Consider the following 14,497-nt stretch of genomic DNA (forward strand, 5'->3'; position numbering starts at 1 on the left):
TTTAATGTATGAATTGTAAAACTTGTAATAATCCTTATGAAAACACCGCGCAATATTGTTCAAATTGTGGTGCTAAAATTGTTGATGACAGACTTTCATTAAAAGGAACTTGGGAAGAATTTATTGGCCCATTTTTTAGTTGGGATAATAATTTTTGGAGAACTTTCTTTGGTTTGTTTAAAAATCCCAAAGATGTTTTAGAAGCCTATATTTCTGGTGCCAGAAAAAAATATTTCCATCCATTTTCATATATAATTTTATATGCTACGATAGCTGTTTTTTTCTATAAATTTTTTCCAATGGAAATAATAATGGATTATTCAGAAGGTTTTACAAAAGACTATAATTCAACAAATCCCTCAAGTAATGTCCCTAAAATAGACATGAAAAGTTATATGGAAACACTAATGAGTTATTACAACTTTTTTGTGTTATTGTTAATACCTATATATGCGCTGACTAGTTATATTATATTCAACAAAAGAGGTCATAATTTCTTCGAACATTTGGTATTTAATAGTTACTTACAAACAAACTTAGGTTTTATATCATTAGTATTACAAGTTATATTAGTAAATATGTTGGGAATGAGTTTTGGCACTTATTCTATGCTATTTTTGTTTTTATTCATATTTTTTACACTTTACGCTTTTAAAGAATTATATAATCAAAATTTAAAACAAAGCATTGCTTCTGGAATTAAGTACCTACTGCTTTTCTTTGGATTATATATCGGTATAATAATCGCATTTTCTCTTCTATTTGGAATTATATACGCCATAACTTTAATGAAATGAAAAAACTTTTTAAACTTATATTAAACACCATTCCTCGTCCGATATTAATTAGATTGAGTATTGTGGCACGTCCTATTTTGGCTTTTTTATTAAAGGGAAGTCGTTTTACAGATCCAATTGATGGAAAAAGCTTTCGTATGTTTTTGCCTTATGGCTACGGAACGCAAAGAAACAATGTATTATCACCAAGTACGCTTTCATTAGAAAGACATCGTTTATTATGGTTGTATTTACAAAATGAAACTGATTTTTTTACAGCACCAAAAAAAGTATTACACTTTGCGCCAGAACAAGAATTTTACAAATGTTTCAAGAAACAATCGAATTTAGATTACACGACTACCGATTTGTTTTCGCCTCTAGCCGATGTTAAAGCTGATATTTGTAATTTGCCTTTTGAAGATAATTCGTATGATATCATTTTGTGTAATCACGTTTTGGAACATATTCCAGATGACACAAAAGCCATGCAAGAATTATATCGTGTTTTAAAACCGGGCGGAATGGGAATTTTTCAAATTCCACAAGATTTGTCTCGTGAAGTTACTTTTTCTGACGATTCTATTACAGATGAAAAAGAACGCGCAAAAATCTTCGGGCAATACGACCACGTTAGAGTTTACGGAAGAGATTACTTTGACAAACTAAGAAGCATTGGTTTTAAAGTTGAAGAAGTAGATTACACCAAAACAATTGCTCCTGAATTAGTAGAAAAATATTGTTTAGCAAAAGGAGAAAAAATCCCAGTTTGTTATAAATAAATTTTGTTTAGATGCTGAAATTAATTTAGCATGACAAAATGAAAGAAAATCATTTGGTTCATAAATAAAAAAATCCCGCAATCATTACAATTGCGGGATTTTGAATTTAATAAAAACCTATTTATTCTTCAGGCATTAATATACCGATCACTTTATCTTTAGCTAGATATTTCTTTGCTACTTCATGAAGATCTTTTACTGTTAATGCGTTTAATTTAGTCTCGAAATCAAAAATTTCTTCTGGATTAACTTCATCTGTATATTGACGTTTTAAAACTGCCATCCAGTATCTGTTTTCTTTCAAACTTTCTTTGAATTCTAATCTTGAAGCTTCTTTAAATTTATCCAAATCTTTTTGTTCTGGACCATTTGTAACCATTTTGTTCAATTCTCTTAAAGCAGATTCTGTAAGCTTTTCAGCATTTTCAGGTCCGCATGGAAATGAAATTGAGAAATTGTAACTACCATAAGGCACTTTATTCATACTTCCTCTAGCACCTACTCCATACACACCACTTTCGTTTTCTCTTAATTCTTCCACTAATTTTATAGTCAATACTTCTCCTAATGCTTTAAATGCAAACGCTTCTTTAGCATCGTATTTCGTATCTCCATAAATCATAATATTTACAGTACTCTTAGGATCTTTTCCTTTATTGATTACTTTTTTGTGTGAACCTTTCAACATTCTATATCCTAAATCCTTTGGTGTTTCCTTGGTGTTTTTATCTGAAGGCAATGAAGCAATATATTTTGCTGCAAAAGCTTCTAACTGAGCTTCATCAAAATTCCCAACAAAATAAAAATTGAAATCAGCTGCATTTGCAAAACGCTCTTTGTATTTTTTATAAGCTAATTCATAATCTGCTTTATCAAAATCCTCTTCTTTAGGAAATCCTTTATATCTTGGATTTTCTTTATTCAAATACGTGTAAAATTCATTTGAGAAATAAGTAGCAGGTTGTGACATCATGTTTGACATGAATCCTTTTTGCTTAGAAATAAATCCATTAAACGCTTCTTTATCTAAATTCAAATCTGTAAAATAAGCATACGTCATTTGGAATAAATATTCTAAATCTTTTGGAGTTGTAGAACCATTTAATCCTTCAAAAATACCACCAACATAAGGATTTACTCTTGCCATTTTTCCAGTCATAAATTTATTAATGTCGTTTTTAGACATTCCTGAAAATCCTGCCTCTGTTAATCCACCCATTGCTAATGAAACTTTAGCCATTTCATCGTTAGTAAACAAATTGGAACCTCCAAAACTAACCGCTTCAAACATTACTTGGTCGTTTTTAAAATCGGTTTTCTTGTAAACTACTGTTGCCCCGTTTGAAAGTTTTAAAGTAGTAGTTCCTAATTTTGCATTACTTTGTTTTGATACAACACTTCCTTCTTTTACAGGATTTCTTAATAAACTTTCAGAAACTTTTGTTTCAGTGTAAGCAGTTAACTCGTTTTTATTAACTGTTAACGAATTTAAAACTTCTTGTTCTGTTGGTTTTACCAATCCGTCTTTTTCTGGACCTGTTAAAATAACAACTCTATTGTCTTCTTTTAAATATTTTGCAATTAAACCGTTAGTATCTTCAACACTTACTAAAGGCAACATTTTTTTGAACACATCAAATATCCATTCAATACTAGGAATTGGCTCTTTTTCAAGGAAATTTGCCTGATATTCTGAAACATAATTCTCAGATTCATTTTTCTCTCTCTCGTTATATTGTCTTTCCATTTGAGATAAAAATTCGGCTTTTGCTCTCTCTAATTCACCTTGCGTAAATCCAAATTGTCTAACTCTTTCGTTTTCTCTTACTAATACTTTTAAAGCCTCAATTTGTTTGTCTTGCGCCACCATAGCAAAAGACTGAAAAGCTTCTTTAGTTCTTGCATAAGTACCACCATGATATGTATAACCAAAGTTAAAAGGAGGATTTGGACTGTTTTGTAATTCTTCCAATCTATTATTTAACATCGTAGAAAAAAGTCCTTTAGCAAGATATTCTTTAAAATCAGCTAGAGTAACTACATCCTTTGGTTGTTCATAATCTTTATACAACAATTGAACTTGCGAAAAAGCAGCCTCTTTATCAGATTCTACAGAAACAAATGTTTCTTTGTGATTTGGTACATCATATATTTTACGCTCTTTTTCGTTTTTCGGATTTTTATATTTACCAAAATGAGCAATGATTTTCTTTTCCATTTCAGCAACATCAATATCTCCAACAACAATTACAGCCATTAAATTAGGACGATACCAATCTTTATAGAAACTTGTTAATTTATCATATGTAAAGTTTTCTAGAATTTCTTTTTGACCAATAGGAAGACGTTTTGCATATAACGAATTGTACATCATTTTAGGCATAAAACGACCCATCATTCTTTTATCAGCTCCTAAGCCTAAACGGTATTCTTCTAAAACAACACCTCTTTCTTTATCAATTTCTTCTGGAGTTAACGTCGTATTGAAAGCCCAATCTTCGATAATTTGGAATCCTTTTTCTACTTTTTCTTTATCATCTGAAGGAATTGGTAAAAAGTAAACTGTTTCATCAAAACTTGTGTAGGCGTTCAAGTGTTGACCAAATTTAACTCCAATACTTTGAAGATAATTTACTAATTCATTCTTAGGAAATCTTTTGGTTCCATTGAAACACATGTGCTCCATGAAATGCGCCAATCCTTGCTGTGCATCCGTTTCTTGAATAGAACCTGCATTAACCACTAAGCGCAAATCTACTTTATCTTCTGGTTTTGCATTTTTACGGATGTAGTAGGTTAATCCGTTTGATAATTTTCCAATTTTAACATTTGGGTCTGTTGGAATTGGATCTTCAAGCTTTAAGCCCTGCGCAAAAAGAACCGCTGGAACAAATAGCAATAAAGAAATGGAAAATTGTAATTTCTTCATAAAATTTAATTTTGTTTTGATAAAATTATATCTATAACTACAAAATCAAAAATTTATTATACAACATTTAACAATTAAATGCTTGTTTAGAATTACTCTTTAATCAATGCTTTGAAATTCTCTGTGGTAAATTGCTGCATTTTATTATTAGCATCTACATATAACAACATGACGTACAAATCCTTATGATTTTGTAAGAATAATTTGCTTTCCTCTAAACTCATTAACATAAAAGCAGTGGCATAACTATCAGAAGTTGCTGAAGATTTTGATAAAACCGTAGCGCTTAACACATTATTTTTTTGTGCTAACCCTGTTTTTGGATTAATGATGTGTACGAATTTTTTACCCGTTTTTTCATCAATCATTACTTTGCGATAATTGCCTGAAGTTGCCATTCCTAAGTTTTCTAAATTTACTTTGGCAATTAAAGTACGTTCTTCTGGTTTTTGTAAAGGATCATCGATTCCCACAACCCAATTCTTATTTTCAATCGTGTTTTTTCCTAAAGCGAATAATTCACCACCAATTTCAACAATGGCATTTTCAATTCCTTTCGATTTTAAATAATTTACGACCACATCAACGGAATAACCTTGCGCAATCGCATTAAAATCGATGAAAGTATTGTTGTATTTTTTTGAAATGGTTTTGTTAGCGTTCAAAGCAATTTTATCAAAACCAACAAATTGCAACAAACTATCGATTTGCTTTTGAGAAAGATTTTCTTGCTTTTTATTTGGACCAAAGCCGTAAGCGTTTACTAAAACACCGATTGTTGGATCGAATAAACCATTCGTTTCTTTATAAATTTGATTAGAAAGTTGGAACGTTTCTGTAAAAAAATCATCTACTACAACTGTTGAATCTCCTGAATTAATTTTAGAAATCTTAGAATCTGGTCGATACGTAGAAAGCGATAAATCGAAAGCAGTTAACAACGAATCGATTTCAATTTTGGAAACTTTTTCTTCGTTAGCAATATACTTGATGCTATAAGTGCTTCCTTGTGCTTCGCCTTGAATGGTATAAAAATCTGAGGTTTTATCACATGAAATAAATAAAATTACTACTACTAAAAAACTACAAAATCTCTTTAATTCCTTCATAATTTAAAATATAATCTTGATTTTTTAAAACGGGCTTTTCGAAATCTTCTGCATTAGCAAAACCAACTCCTGCATATAACACCTTAGCTTTTTTCCCTTTGGCGTGATTGATGAAGGTTTCCATAAACAAAACATCGTATTGGGCAGGATTATCTGGATAGGTAACCGCTTGTACCATTACAAAATGCAAGGTATTAGTAGGTTTATCAACGCAAACAAATTGTGGATGTTTTTTCAATTGGCTATTAATGGCGATGAACTCAAATCCTTGTTTTTCGAGTTCTTTTCCCACGTGATTCATGGCCAAATGATGTAAGTCTTGTAGTGATAATGCTTCCATGTTGCAAAGGTAGTTATTCTATTTGAATGCATAAAAAAACCGACTCATTTCTGAATCGGTTTTGGTATTTAAAATTTGGATTAACCTCCAAAGTCGTCAAATCTAATGTTTTCTGGATCTAAACCAAAGTCTTCACCCATTTTTTGAACAGCTTGATTCATCATTGGGGGTCCACAGAAATACAATTCAATATCTTCTGGATTTTCATGATTTGCTAAATAATTATTGATCACCACATTGTGTATGAATCCTACGAATCCATCACCTTCTCCGTCGATTCCTTCTTTCACTTTCCAGTTATCTTCAGGTTGTGGTTCAGATAAAGCCAAATAGAATTTAAAGTTTGGAAAATCTTTCTCTAACGCTCTGAAATGGTCTGTGTAGAACAATTCACGTTTAGAACGACCTCCGTACCAATACGTAACTTTTCTTCCTGTTTTAACTGTACGGAATAAGTGGTACAAGTGCGAACGCATTGGCGCCATACCAGCTCCACCACCAACATACAACATTTCTGCTTCTGATTCGTTGATGAAGAATTCTCCGTAAGGTCCTGAAACTACTACTGGATCACCTGCTTTTCTTGAGAAAACGTATGAAGAAGCAATACCTGGGTTTACTTTCATCCAATCGTTTGTAGCTCTATCAAAAGGAGGCGTTGCAATACGAACGTTCAACATAATTTTTCTTCCTTCCGCTGGGTAAGAAGCCATTGAGTAAGCTCTTTCTACCAATTCGTCATTTTTCATAACTAATGGCCATAATTTGAACTTATCCCACTCAGCCTTGAATTTTTCTGGATCACCAGGATGTTCTTCTGGGTGCGCCATAATATCCATATCTGAGAATTTTACTTCACATTTAGGGATTTCAATTTGGATATAACCACCTGCTTCGTAGTGCATGTCTTCTGGTAACTCAACGATAAATTCTTTAATAAAAGAAGCTACGTTGTAGTTAGAATATACTTTTGCTTCGAATTTTTTGATACCAAAAATTTCTTCTGCCACTTCGATTATCATGTCTTGTTTTACTTTAACTTGACATCCTAATCTCCATCCGTCTGCTAATTCTTTACGTGAAAAGTTAGGTATTTCTGTTGGTAATGGTTCACCACCACCATCTAATACTTTACATTTACATTGTAAACATGAACCTCCACCACCACAAGCGGATGGTAAAAAGATTTTATTATTTCCTAAAGTAGTAAGAAGTGTGCTACCTCCACCTACTTCAATTTCGTTTTCACCATTAATTTTAATCTTAACAGCACCTGAGTTTACCAACTTTGATTTAGCGTATAATAGCATAAACACCATTAGTAAAATAAGCACTAAGAAAGCTAAAATTGAATATGTAATTAATTCTGTTATACTAAACATGAGCTCAATTTTTAATGTTATACTATACTATTATTTAACTACTTGAGTTGAATCTACTTTTACTGAATCTACAGCTACTTGAACTGAATCAACTACAGGAGTTTCTACAACAACTGGAACTGGAGTTTCTACTTTTGCTTCAGGCTTTTTGTTTAATGCGTTAAGGTCAATTCCACCAAAACTCATAAATCCAATAGCCATTAAACCTGTTAAGATAAAAGTAATACCTAAACCTCTTAGCGGCGCTAATACGTTAGAATATTCCATTTTTTCACGGATAGCTGCCATTGCCACAATAGCAATTGTCCAACCAAATCCAGATGCAAATCCGAAAGTTACAACGTGTCCTAATGAAGAGTAAGTTCCACCATCAACTCTTTGTTGCATGAACAACGAACCTCCTAAGATAGCACAGTTTACTGCAATAAGTGGTAAGAAAATACCTAATGAGTTATATAATGAAGGTGAAAATTTCTCAACAATCATTTCTACTAACTGTACCATTGTTGCTACAGAAGCGATGAATAAAATGAAAGTTAAAAAGCTTAAATCTAATTCAGCAAATGATGGGTCTAACCAAGCTAATGCACCAGCACCTAAAACATAGTGATAGATTAAATAGTTTAATGGAACCGTAATTACTTGTACAAAGGTTACAGCAATTCCAAGACCTATAGCTGTTGATACTTTTTTAGAAACGGCCAAAAATGAACACATTCCTAAGAAGTATGCAAAAATCATGTTATCAATGAAAACTGATTTTAAAAATATATTGATATATTCAAACATAGCTATTATTTTTTCTCGATTAATTTCTTGTTAATTCCTCTTTGTACCCAAATTACGATACCTACCATAACTAAGGCCATTGGAGCCAATAACATGAATCCGTTATTAACATATCCTGTACCATACAATCCTGTTTTTTCAACAGAATTTCCAAGAATTTCGATTCCGAATAATTTTCCTGAACCTAATAATTCTCTGAAAAATGCTACTACCATTAAAATGATTCCGTATCCTAAACCGTTACCTAAACCATCTAAGAAGGAAGGCCATGGTTTGTTTCCTAAAGCAAATGCTTCAAAACGTCCCATTAAGATACAGTTGGTAATAATTAATCCTACGAATACTGATAATTGCTTGCTGATATCATAAGCATACGCTTTTAAAACTTGGTCAACCAAGATTACTAAAGCAGCCGCTACAACCAACTGAACAATAATACGGATTCTACTTGGAATTAAATTTCTTAATAATGATATAATTACATTACCAAAAGCTACAACCGCTGTTACAGAAAGTGCCATTACAAAGGCGTTTTTCATTTGAACTGTTACCGCTAAAGCTGAACAAATACCTAATACCTGAACCGTTACTGGGTTATCGTCATTAAATGGATTCGTAATTAATTTAATATTACTTTTTGAAAATAATCCTTCTTTGTTGTTATCTGCCATGACGATTATTTTTTATTAGATTTTAAATATTTTTCATATGGTTTTAAACCTCTAACTAACATTTCAGTTACACCATTACCTGTTAAAGTTGCTCCAGAAATTGCATCCACTTCACCATCGGCTTTGTTGTCTTTCCCTTGATATCCTTTAACTACTTTTAAACCTTGTAAGTTTCCGTTTGCATCAAATACATTCTCTCCAATAAAACTTTTTTGGAAATAATCTTGAGTGATTTCACCACCTAAACCTGGAGTTTCTGCTTTATGGTCAAATACAATACCGTCCACTTTTAAGTTTTCATCTACTGAAACATATCCCCAGATAGCATCCCATAATCCCATTCCTCTTACTGGAATAACATAGAATTTTTTACCATCTTTCTCAGCGTTGAAAATTGGGAATTTCCCTTTTTCTTTAGCAATATCAACTGTAAAAGCGTCTTTACTGATTTCGTTTCCGTTTTCATCAAAAACCACTTCACTAATAATGTGTTTTTTATAGGCTACTTCAGAAGCATCTCTATCTACAGCTACTCCAAACGATTTTAGGATGTACTGCATTTTCTCTTTCTTAATATTTGCATCTTGGTCTGGCTTAAGGGCAGTTGCAGCAAATGCCAAAGCAGAAGCTACTAACACCACCATTACAGTCGCAAACAAAAATGTATATCCGTTACTTTCTCTATTCATGACTATGCAGATTTTAATTGTTTAGACTTAGCCAATCTTTTCTTTCTCTTAGCAATGTTTCCATTTACTACGAAATAATCGATAGTTGGCGCTAAAGTGTTCATTAATAAGATAGCTAACATTACTCCTTCAGGGTAAGCAGGATTGAATACTCTAATCATAATACTAAAGAATCCTATTAATAAACCGTAGATGATTTTTCCTTTATCGGTTTGAGCCGCAGAAACTGGGTCAGTTGCCATAAATACAATACCAAAAGCGAAACCTCCAACTACTAAATGATTTGTCCAATCAAAGTTCATTAAAGCAGTTAAACCAACAGCATTGAACATCATAGCTGTTAATGCCGCTCCGATTACTCCAGAAACCATAATTTTCCAGCTACCTACACCTGTTGCGATTAAAACAAAAGCACCTATTAAAATAGCTAAAGTTGATGTTTCACCAATAGAACCTGGAATAAATCCTAAGAACATATCCATGGTAGAATAAGCTACTTCTTTTCCTTGTGCTAATGATCCTAAAATAGTTTCTCCTGAAATTGCATCAGTAGTACTTGCCTCACTAACCCAAATTTTATCACCTGACATGAATGTAGGATAAGCAAAAAAAGCAAATGCACGCGCTAATAAAGCAGGGTTGAAAATATTCATTCCCGTTCCACCAAAAGCTTCTTTACCAATTACAACTGCAAAAGCTACTGAAATAGCCAACATCCATAAAGGTAAATCAACTGGCATAACCATTGGAATTAACAAACCAGACACTAAATATCCTTCGTTAACTTCGTGACCTCTAAAAATTGCAAAAGCAAATTCAATACCTAATCCAACTGCATACGATACAATAATCATTGGTAACACTTTCCACAATCCGTGTAAGAAGATATCCATAAATGGAGGTAAAACACCTTCATTTAATTGAATAAAGTGTTGATAACCTGAATTATAAATTCCGAACAATAATGCAGGTACCAAAGCTAAAACCACAGTAATCATGGTTCTTTTTAAATCCACTGCATCTCTAATATGAGCTCCGTGCTTTGTAGTATGATTAGGCACATATAAAAATGTATCTAATGCATTAATTGCAGGTGCAAATTTTTCAAATTTTTGCCCTTTCTCAAAAGGCTTTTTAATTTTGTCTATTTTATCTCTTAAAAACTTCATAGCTATTATCCTACTTCTTTAATCATTAAATCAAGAGCTTCACGAATGATTTGTTGCGCTTCTAATTTAGATGTGTTAGTATAATCAATTAAAGCAAAATCTTCTGGAGCTACTTCGTAAATTCCTAAGCTTTCCATTTTATCGATATCACTTGCCAAACAAGCTTTTAATAATTGCATTGGGAAAATATCAAGAGGCATAACTTCTTCCATTTCACCTGTTACAACTAAAGCTCTTTCTTCACCATTTAAATTGGTGTTAGGCGCATATTTTTTTCCTGGCATCAACCAAGACAATCCTGTTCTTGATGCACTGTGAACGCTTGGTGAAGCAAATGGCATCCATCCAAACATTCTATATACATTTCCTTCTGGAATTACAGTTACTGTATTGCTGTAGAAACCTAAATTTCCATCCATTTTTACTTTAGTTCCCGTTAAAACATCTCCAGAAATAACTCTTACATTATCGCCTTCAATTTTTCCTGCAACTAAATCTGAAATAGGAGCACCAGAAATCACATTATAATATTGTGCCTCTTTAACCTCAGAACCAACTAAAGCTACCGTTCTTGTAGCATTAAATTTCCCAGTTAAAAATAATTCACCAATAGTTGCAACATCTTGAGGCGCTACAGTCCAAACTCTTTCTCCGGCATTAATTGGGTCAATTTTAGAAATTAAAACACCAACATTTCCAGCAGGATGTGGACCATAAACTCTGTGCAAAGCAACACCTTTAACATCGCTAAAAACAGACTTACCTTTACCTTTTAAAGATAAATGCACTTTACCAGATGTTAATTTTGCTAAAGCATCAACACCTGCTTGAAAAGCAACTAACTTGTCTGCTAATACAAAATCTACATCAGCAGCTAAAGGAGCTGAAGCATACGTTGAAATAAAAATAGCTTTTGGTGTATCGGCAGATTTAGCAATTACATCATATGGACGTTGATTGATAAATGGCCAACAACCAGAAGCTAACAAATGTTCTTTTACTTCTTCTGTTGATAAATCGTTTGGATTTTTCTTGCTATGCTCAACGAAAACATCTTGAGAATCAGCAGTAATAAGAATCTCTAAAATGACTCTTTTTTCACCACGTTTGATTTCTTGAATCTTTCCGCTTACAGGAGCAACAAACTTAACTTTCTCATCTGCTTTAGAATAGAAAATTACTTCTCCCGCTTTAACGTTATCTCCTTCTTTTACTACCATCTTTGGAGTTACTCCATGAAAGTCAGAAGGTTTAACAGCATAGACTTTCGATCGAGTGGCATCAGCTACCTTGTGAGCTGCTTCACCCTTCAACTTAAGGTCTAAACCTTTTTTAATTCGAATGTCTTTTGACATATTTTTGAAGATATGATTGTTAAAAAATTTACTATAAAACGTGCAAATTTAATCAAATACATAACACCTTACCAAAAATAAAGTAAGTCATTTAGTTTATTTATAATTATTCTAAATTAACAAATGTTAATAAATTAATTGGAATTACGTTTGTACTCAAAGTTTTACTATTTTTACAACTTTATAACACTAAAATGAATAGATTTATTTTCATAATCAGCTTATTACTTTTTCATGTTGCTTTTTCTCAAAAAGGAATTGAACACGAACCACCTTTTAATATAAAAACCATTTCTTTTGCTATCAACAACAATAATGTAATCCCTTTTTTTAGACTTGGAGAAACATTTGAACTTCGATTTGACGATTTGTTTGGCGATGAAGCAGATTATTATTACACCATTACGCAATACAATTATGATTGGTCTGCACCATCCGATTTAGGCAAAGTAGAATATTTAAACGGAATGGACAACCAGCGAATAATTACGTATGAAAATTCATTTAATACCCTGCAACTATTTTCGCATTACAAACAAGTTTTTCCAAATAAATTCAATCAAATTACCAAAAGCGGCAATTATTTAATAACCGTTCTTAACGATGAAAGCGAAATCGTATTTTCTCGCAGGATTATAATTTATGAAGAACAAGTTGCAGTAGGTTTACTTGTAAGAAGAGCTCGTGATTTTGAGAGTATAGACGGAAAACAAAACATAGAGATGACCATAAATTATGGCGATAAAACATTACAAAATCCAATTCAAAATGTAAAAGTTACTCTTTTTCAAAATGGCAATTGGAAAACAAGTATTTCAAACATCAAACCACAATACACGCTAGGTTCTGAATTAATATACAGATATAACACAGAAACGCAATTTTGGGCCGGAAATGAAACTTATAGTATTGACAACAAAATAATTAGAGCTACTAATAATACCGTTGCAAAAGTTACTACGGGAGAAAGCATTTACAATACCTATTTATATGTGAATACACCAAGAAAGAAAAATCCTTACACCTATTTTCCTGACATAAACGGAAACTTTTTTATTCTGAACGCTAATGCCGCTAACCCGCAGATTGAAGCAGATTATTCTTGGGTATATTTTGCTCTTAATACCCCTAATTTGTTAGATAAAAATATTTATATCGTTGGAATGTTTAATAATTACACATTAAGCGATGAATATAAAATGGAATTTGATAAAAAAACAGGTTTGTATGAAAAAGCAATTTTACTAAAACAAGGTTTTACAAATTATCAATATGTTATTACCGATAAATCCGGATCAATAGATTATGAAAATGCAATTGATGGAAATTTCTATCAAACAGAAAACAATTACACCGCCATAGTATACTACAGAGGAAATAACGAACGATACGATCGTGTAATAGGAATCGCAAATACAAATAGTGAAGTTATCCGCAACTAATTATGAGTAGAAAAGATTTAAAATATAGAGGAACGCAATGCATAAATTGTGAAACACCTTTAGATGTTAGTGAAAAATACTGTCACGCTTGTGGTCAATTAAATTCAACCAAAAAACTGACAATTAAAGATTTTATTGAAGAATTTTTCGCCAACTTTTATGCCTACGATTCTAGATTACGAAATACATTTTTTTCTTTATTTTTAAAACCCGGAATTGCAGCAAGAGAATTTTGCGAAGGAAAAAGACATCATCATGCCAACCCTTTTCGTTTGTTTTTAAGCATCTCCATTCTGCTATTTCTAATTTCAGATTTTGGAAGCCCGCTCAATGACACTCCTCAAGAAACAAAAAAAACAAATAAAAATATCAAAACAACTGATAGCTTAAAAACTAAACAAGCACTAAATAGTAATCCTGAATTTATTCAAATTGGTAAAAAAACAACCAAAGAATTTAATCGCGACTCAATATACAAAGCAAGTGAATTAGGAAATGATCCTGAGAATCTTAACCATTTGAATTTAAAGCTAACAACATTTAGAAATTACAATCTTAAAAATCCAAATTTATCAAGCGAGGAAGCATTAAAAAATCTTGGTTTCGAAAACAAAAATTGGAATCGTTATTTATACGAAAAAGCAAAAAGTTTAAAATCTAACGATGTCTTAAGGGAAACGAGAGACTATTTGCTAGCGAAACTTCCTTTTCTTATTTTCCTATCGATTCCATTTATAGCAATTATTTTCTGGATTACCTTTTATAACAAGAAATTCAATTATACTGACCATTTAGTTTTCACTTACAGCTTTTATTCATTTGTGTTTATTTGCTTAATTGTATATGAACTAATAGGTTTTCTTTCTGAAGATTTTTCACTTTTTTTAATTGGAACTAGTTTTACTTTTCTGTTTCCCATTTACCTCTACAAATCTTTAAGAAATTTTTATCAAAATAGCCGTTGGAAAACAATTTTTAAATTCATACTTTTGAACATATTGTTCATACCTATTTCATTATTAGCAGTTTTAGTGTTAATGGCAATATCGGTAATCTTATTTTAA

At 31.9% G+C, this 14,497-nt stretch carries 13 protein-coding genes; 4 read left to right on the top strand and 9 right to left on the bottom strand.

The window, feature by feature from the left end; all coding sequences use genetic code 11:
* Window positions 1-8 precede the first annotated feature (8 nt).
* The gene (locus RSE15_RS06200; protein WP_324070208.1) at window positions 9-797 is read left to right on the top strand and encodes a DUF3667 domain-containing protein; all 789 of its coding nucleotides are present in this window, start codon (window positions 9-11) and stop codon (window positions 795-797) included.
* Window positions 794-1,558, top strand: coding sequence for a class I SAM-dependent methyltransferase (locus RSE15_RS06205; protein ID WP_324070210.1), 765 nt, complete (start codon window positions 794-796; stop codon window positions 1,556-1,558). Before RSE15_RS06200 ends, RSE15_RS06205 begins: the two co-directional genes overlap by 4 nt.
* Window positions 1,559-1,679: 121 nt before the next feature.
* Here the strand turns inward: RSE15_RS06205 and RSE15_RS06210 are convergent, their stop codons facing one another.
* The 9 genes from RSE15_RS06210 to RSE15_RS06250 all read right to left on the bottom strand — a co-directional run bounded on the left by RSE15_RS06210 (window position 1,680) and on the right by RSE15_RS06250 (window position 11,991).
* Window positions 1,680-4,487, bottom strand: a complete 2,808-nt coding sequence (locus RSE15_RS06210) for a M16 family metallopeptidase (protein WP_324070212.1) — start codon at window positions 4,485-4,487, stop codon at window positions 1,680-1,682.
* Between the two features lie 92 nt (window positions 4,488-4,579).
* On the bottom strand, window positions 4,580-5,596 hold the full coding sequence (locus tag RSE15_RS06215; RefSeq protein WP_324070214.1) for an FAD:protein FMN transferase: 1,017 nt from the start codon (window positions 5,594-5,596) through the stop codon (window positions 4,580-4,582).
* On the bottom strand, window positions 5,571-5,936 hold the full coding sequence (locus RSE15_RS06220) for a DUF8840 domain-containing protein (protein ID WP_324070216.1): 366 nt from the start codon (window positions 5,934-5,936) through the stop codon (window positions 5,571-5,573). The genes RSE15_RS06215 and RSE15_RS06220 overlap by 26 nt, the downstream gene beginning before the upstream one ends.
* A gap of 80 nt (window positions 5,937-6,016) precedes the next feature.
* Entirely contained in the window at window positions 6,017-7,318 is a 1,302-nt protein-coding gene (nqrF, locus tag RSE15_RS06225; protein WP_324070219.1) for an NADH:ubiquinone reductase (Na(+)-transporting) subunit F, read from the bottom strand.
* Between the two features lie 30 nt (window positions 7,319-7,348).
* Window positions 7,349-8,107: an NADH:ubiquinone reductase (Na(+)-transporting) subunit E gene (gene nqrE, locus RSE15_RS06230; protein ID WP_324070221.1), complete on the bottom strand. Its 759-nt coding sequence runs from the start codon at window positions 8,105-8,107 to the stop codon at window positions 7,349-7,351.
* A 5-nt stretch (window positions 8,108-8,112) separates the two neighbouring features.
* Entirely contained in the window at window positions 8,113-8,778 is a 666-nt protein-coding gene (locus RSE15_RS06235) for an NADH:ubiquinone reductase (Na(+)-transporting) subunit D (protein WP_324070223.1), read from the bottom strand.
* Between the two features lie 5 nt (window positions 8,779-8,783).
* Window positions 8,784-9,467 carry an NADH:ubiquinone reductase (Na(+)-transporting) subunit C gene (nqrC, locus tag RSE15_RS06240; RefSeq protein ID WP_324070225.1) on the bottom strand — a complete coding sequence of 228 codons (684 nt, stop codon included), beginning with the start codon at window positions 9,465-9,467 and terminating at the stop codon, window positions 8,784-8,786.
* Window positions 9,468-9,469: 2 nt separating this feature from the next.
* Window positions 9,470-10,636 (bottom strand): NADH:ubiquinone reductase (Na(+)-transporting) subunit B, encoded by a 1,167-nt coding sequence (locus RSE15_RS06245; protein WP_324070227.1) that lies wholly within the window; start codon window positions 10,634-10,636, stop codon window positions 9,470-9,472.
* A gap of 5 nt (window positions 10,637-10,641) precedes the next feature.
* Window positions 10,642-11,991, bottom strand: coding sequence for a Na(+)-translocating NADH-quinone reductase subunit A (locus RSE15_RS06250; protein ID WP_324070229.1), 1,350 nt, complete (start codon window positions 11,989-11,991; stop codon window positions 10,642-10,644).
* A gap of 194 nt (window positions 11,992-12,185) precedes the next feature.
* On the opposite strand from RSE15_RS06250, the gene RSE15_RS06255 reads away from it, so the two are divergent.
* On the top strand, window positions 12,186-13,433 hold the full coding sequence (locus RSE15_RS06255; RefSeq protein WP_324070231.1) for a type IX secretion system plug protein: 1,248 nt from the start codon (window positions 12,186-12,188) through the stop codon (window positions 13,431-13,433).
* Window positions 13,434-13,435: 2 nt separating this feature from the next.
* Window positions 13,436-14,497, top strand: a complete 1,062-nt coding sequence (locus RSE15_RS06260; RefSeq protein WP_324070233.1) for a DUF3667 domain-containing protein — start codon at window positions 13,436-13,438, stop codon at window positions 14,495-14,497.

It is taken from the genome of Flavobacterium sp., assembly GCF_035195345.1.
GTDB lineage: Bacteria > Bacteroidota > Bacteroidia > Flavobacteriales > Flavobacteriaceae > Flavobacterium.

Coding starts and splice junctions, on each gene's coding strand:
- RSE15_RS06250 (WP_324070229.1), bottom strand. CDS start 11,991: ATGTCAAAAGACATTCGAATTAAAAAAGGTTTAGACCTTAAGTTGAAG.
- RSE15_RS06255 (WP_324070231.1), top strand. CDS start 12,186: ATGAATAGATTTATTTTCATAATCAGCTTATTACTTTTTCATGTTGCT.
- RSE15_RS06220 (WP_324070216.1), bottom strand. CDS start 5,936: ATGGAAGCATTATCACTACAAGACTTACATCATTTGGCCATGAATCAC.
- RSE15_RS06260 (WP_324070233.1), top strand. CDS start 13,436: ATGAGTAGAAAAGATTTAAAATATAGAGGAACGCAATGCATAAATTGT.
- RSE15_RS06210 (WP_324070212.1), bottom strand. CDS start 4,487: ATGAAGAAATTACAATTTTCCATTTCTTTATTGCTATTTGTTCCAGCG.
- RSE15_RS06235 (WP_324070223.1), bottom strand. CDS start 8,778: ATGGCAGATAACAACAAAGAAGGATTATTTTCAAAAAGTAATATTAAA.
- RSE15_RS06245 (WP_324070227.1), bottom strand. CDS start 10,636: ATGAAGTTTTTAAGAGATAAAATAGACAAAATTAAAAAGCCTTTTGAG.
- RSE15_RS06200 (WP_324070208.1), top strand. CDS start 9: ATGAATTGTAAAACTTGTAATAATCCTTATGAAAACACCGCGCAATAT.
- nqrE (WP_324070221.1), bottom strand. CDS start 8,107: ATGTTTGAATATATCAATATATTTTTAAAATCAGTTTTCATTGATAAC.
- nqrC (WP_324070225.1), bottom strand. CDS start 9,467: ATGAATAGAGAAAGTAACGGATATACATTTTTGTTTGCGACTGTAATG.
- nqrF (WP_324070219.1), bottom strand. CDS start 7,318: ATGTTTAGTATAACAGAATTAATTACATATTCAATTTTAGCTTTCTTA.
- RSE15_RS06215 (WP_324070214.1), bottom strand. CDS start 5,596: ATGAAGGAATTAAAGAGATTTTGTAGTTTTTTAGTAGTAGTAATTTTA.
- RSE15_RS06205 (WP_324070210.1), top strand. CDS start 794: ATGAAAAAACTTTTTAAACTTATATTAAACACCATTCCTCGTCCGATA.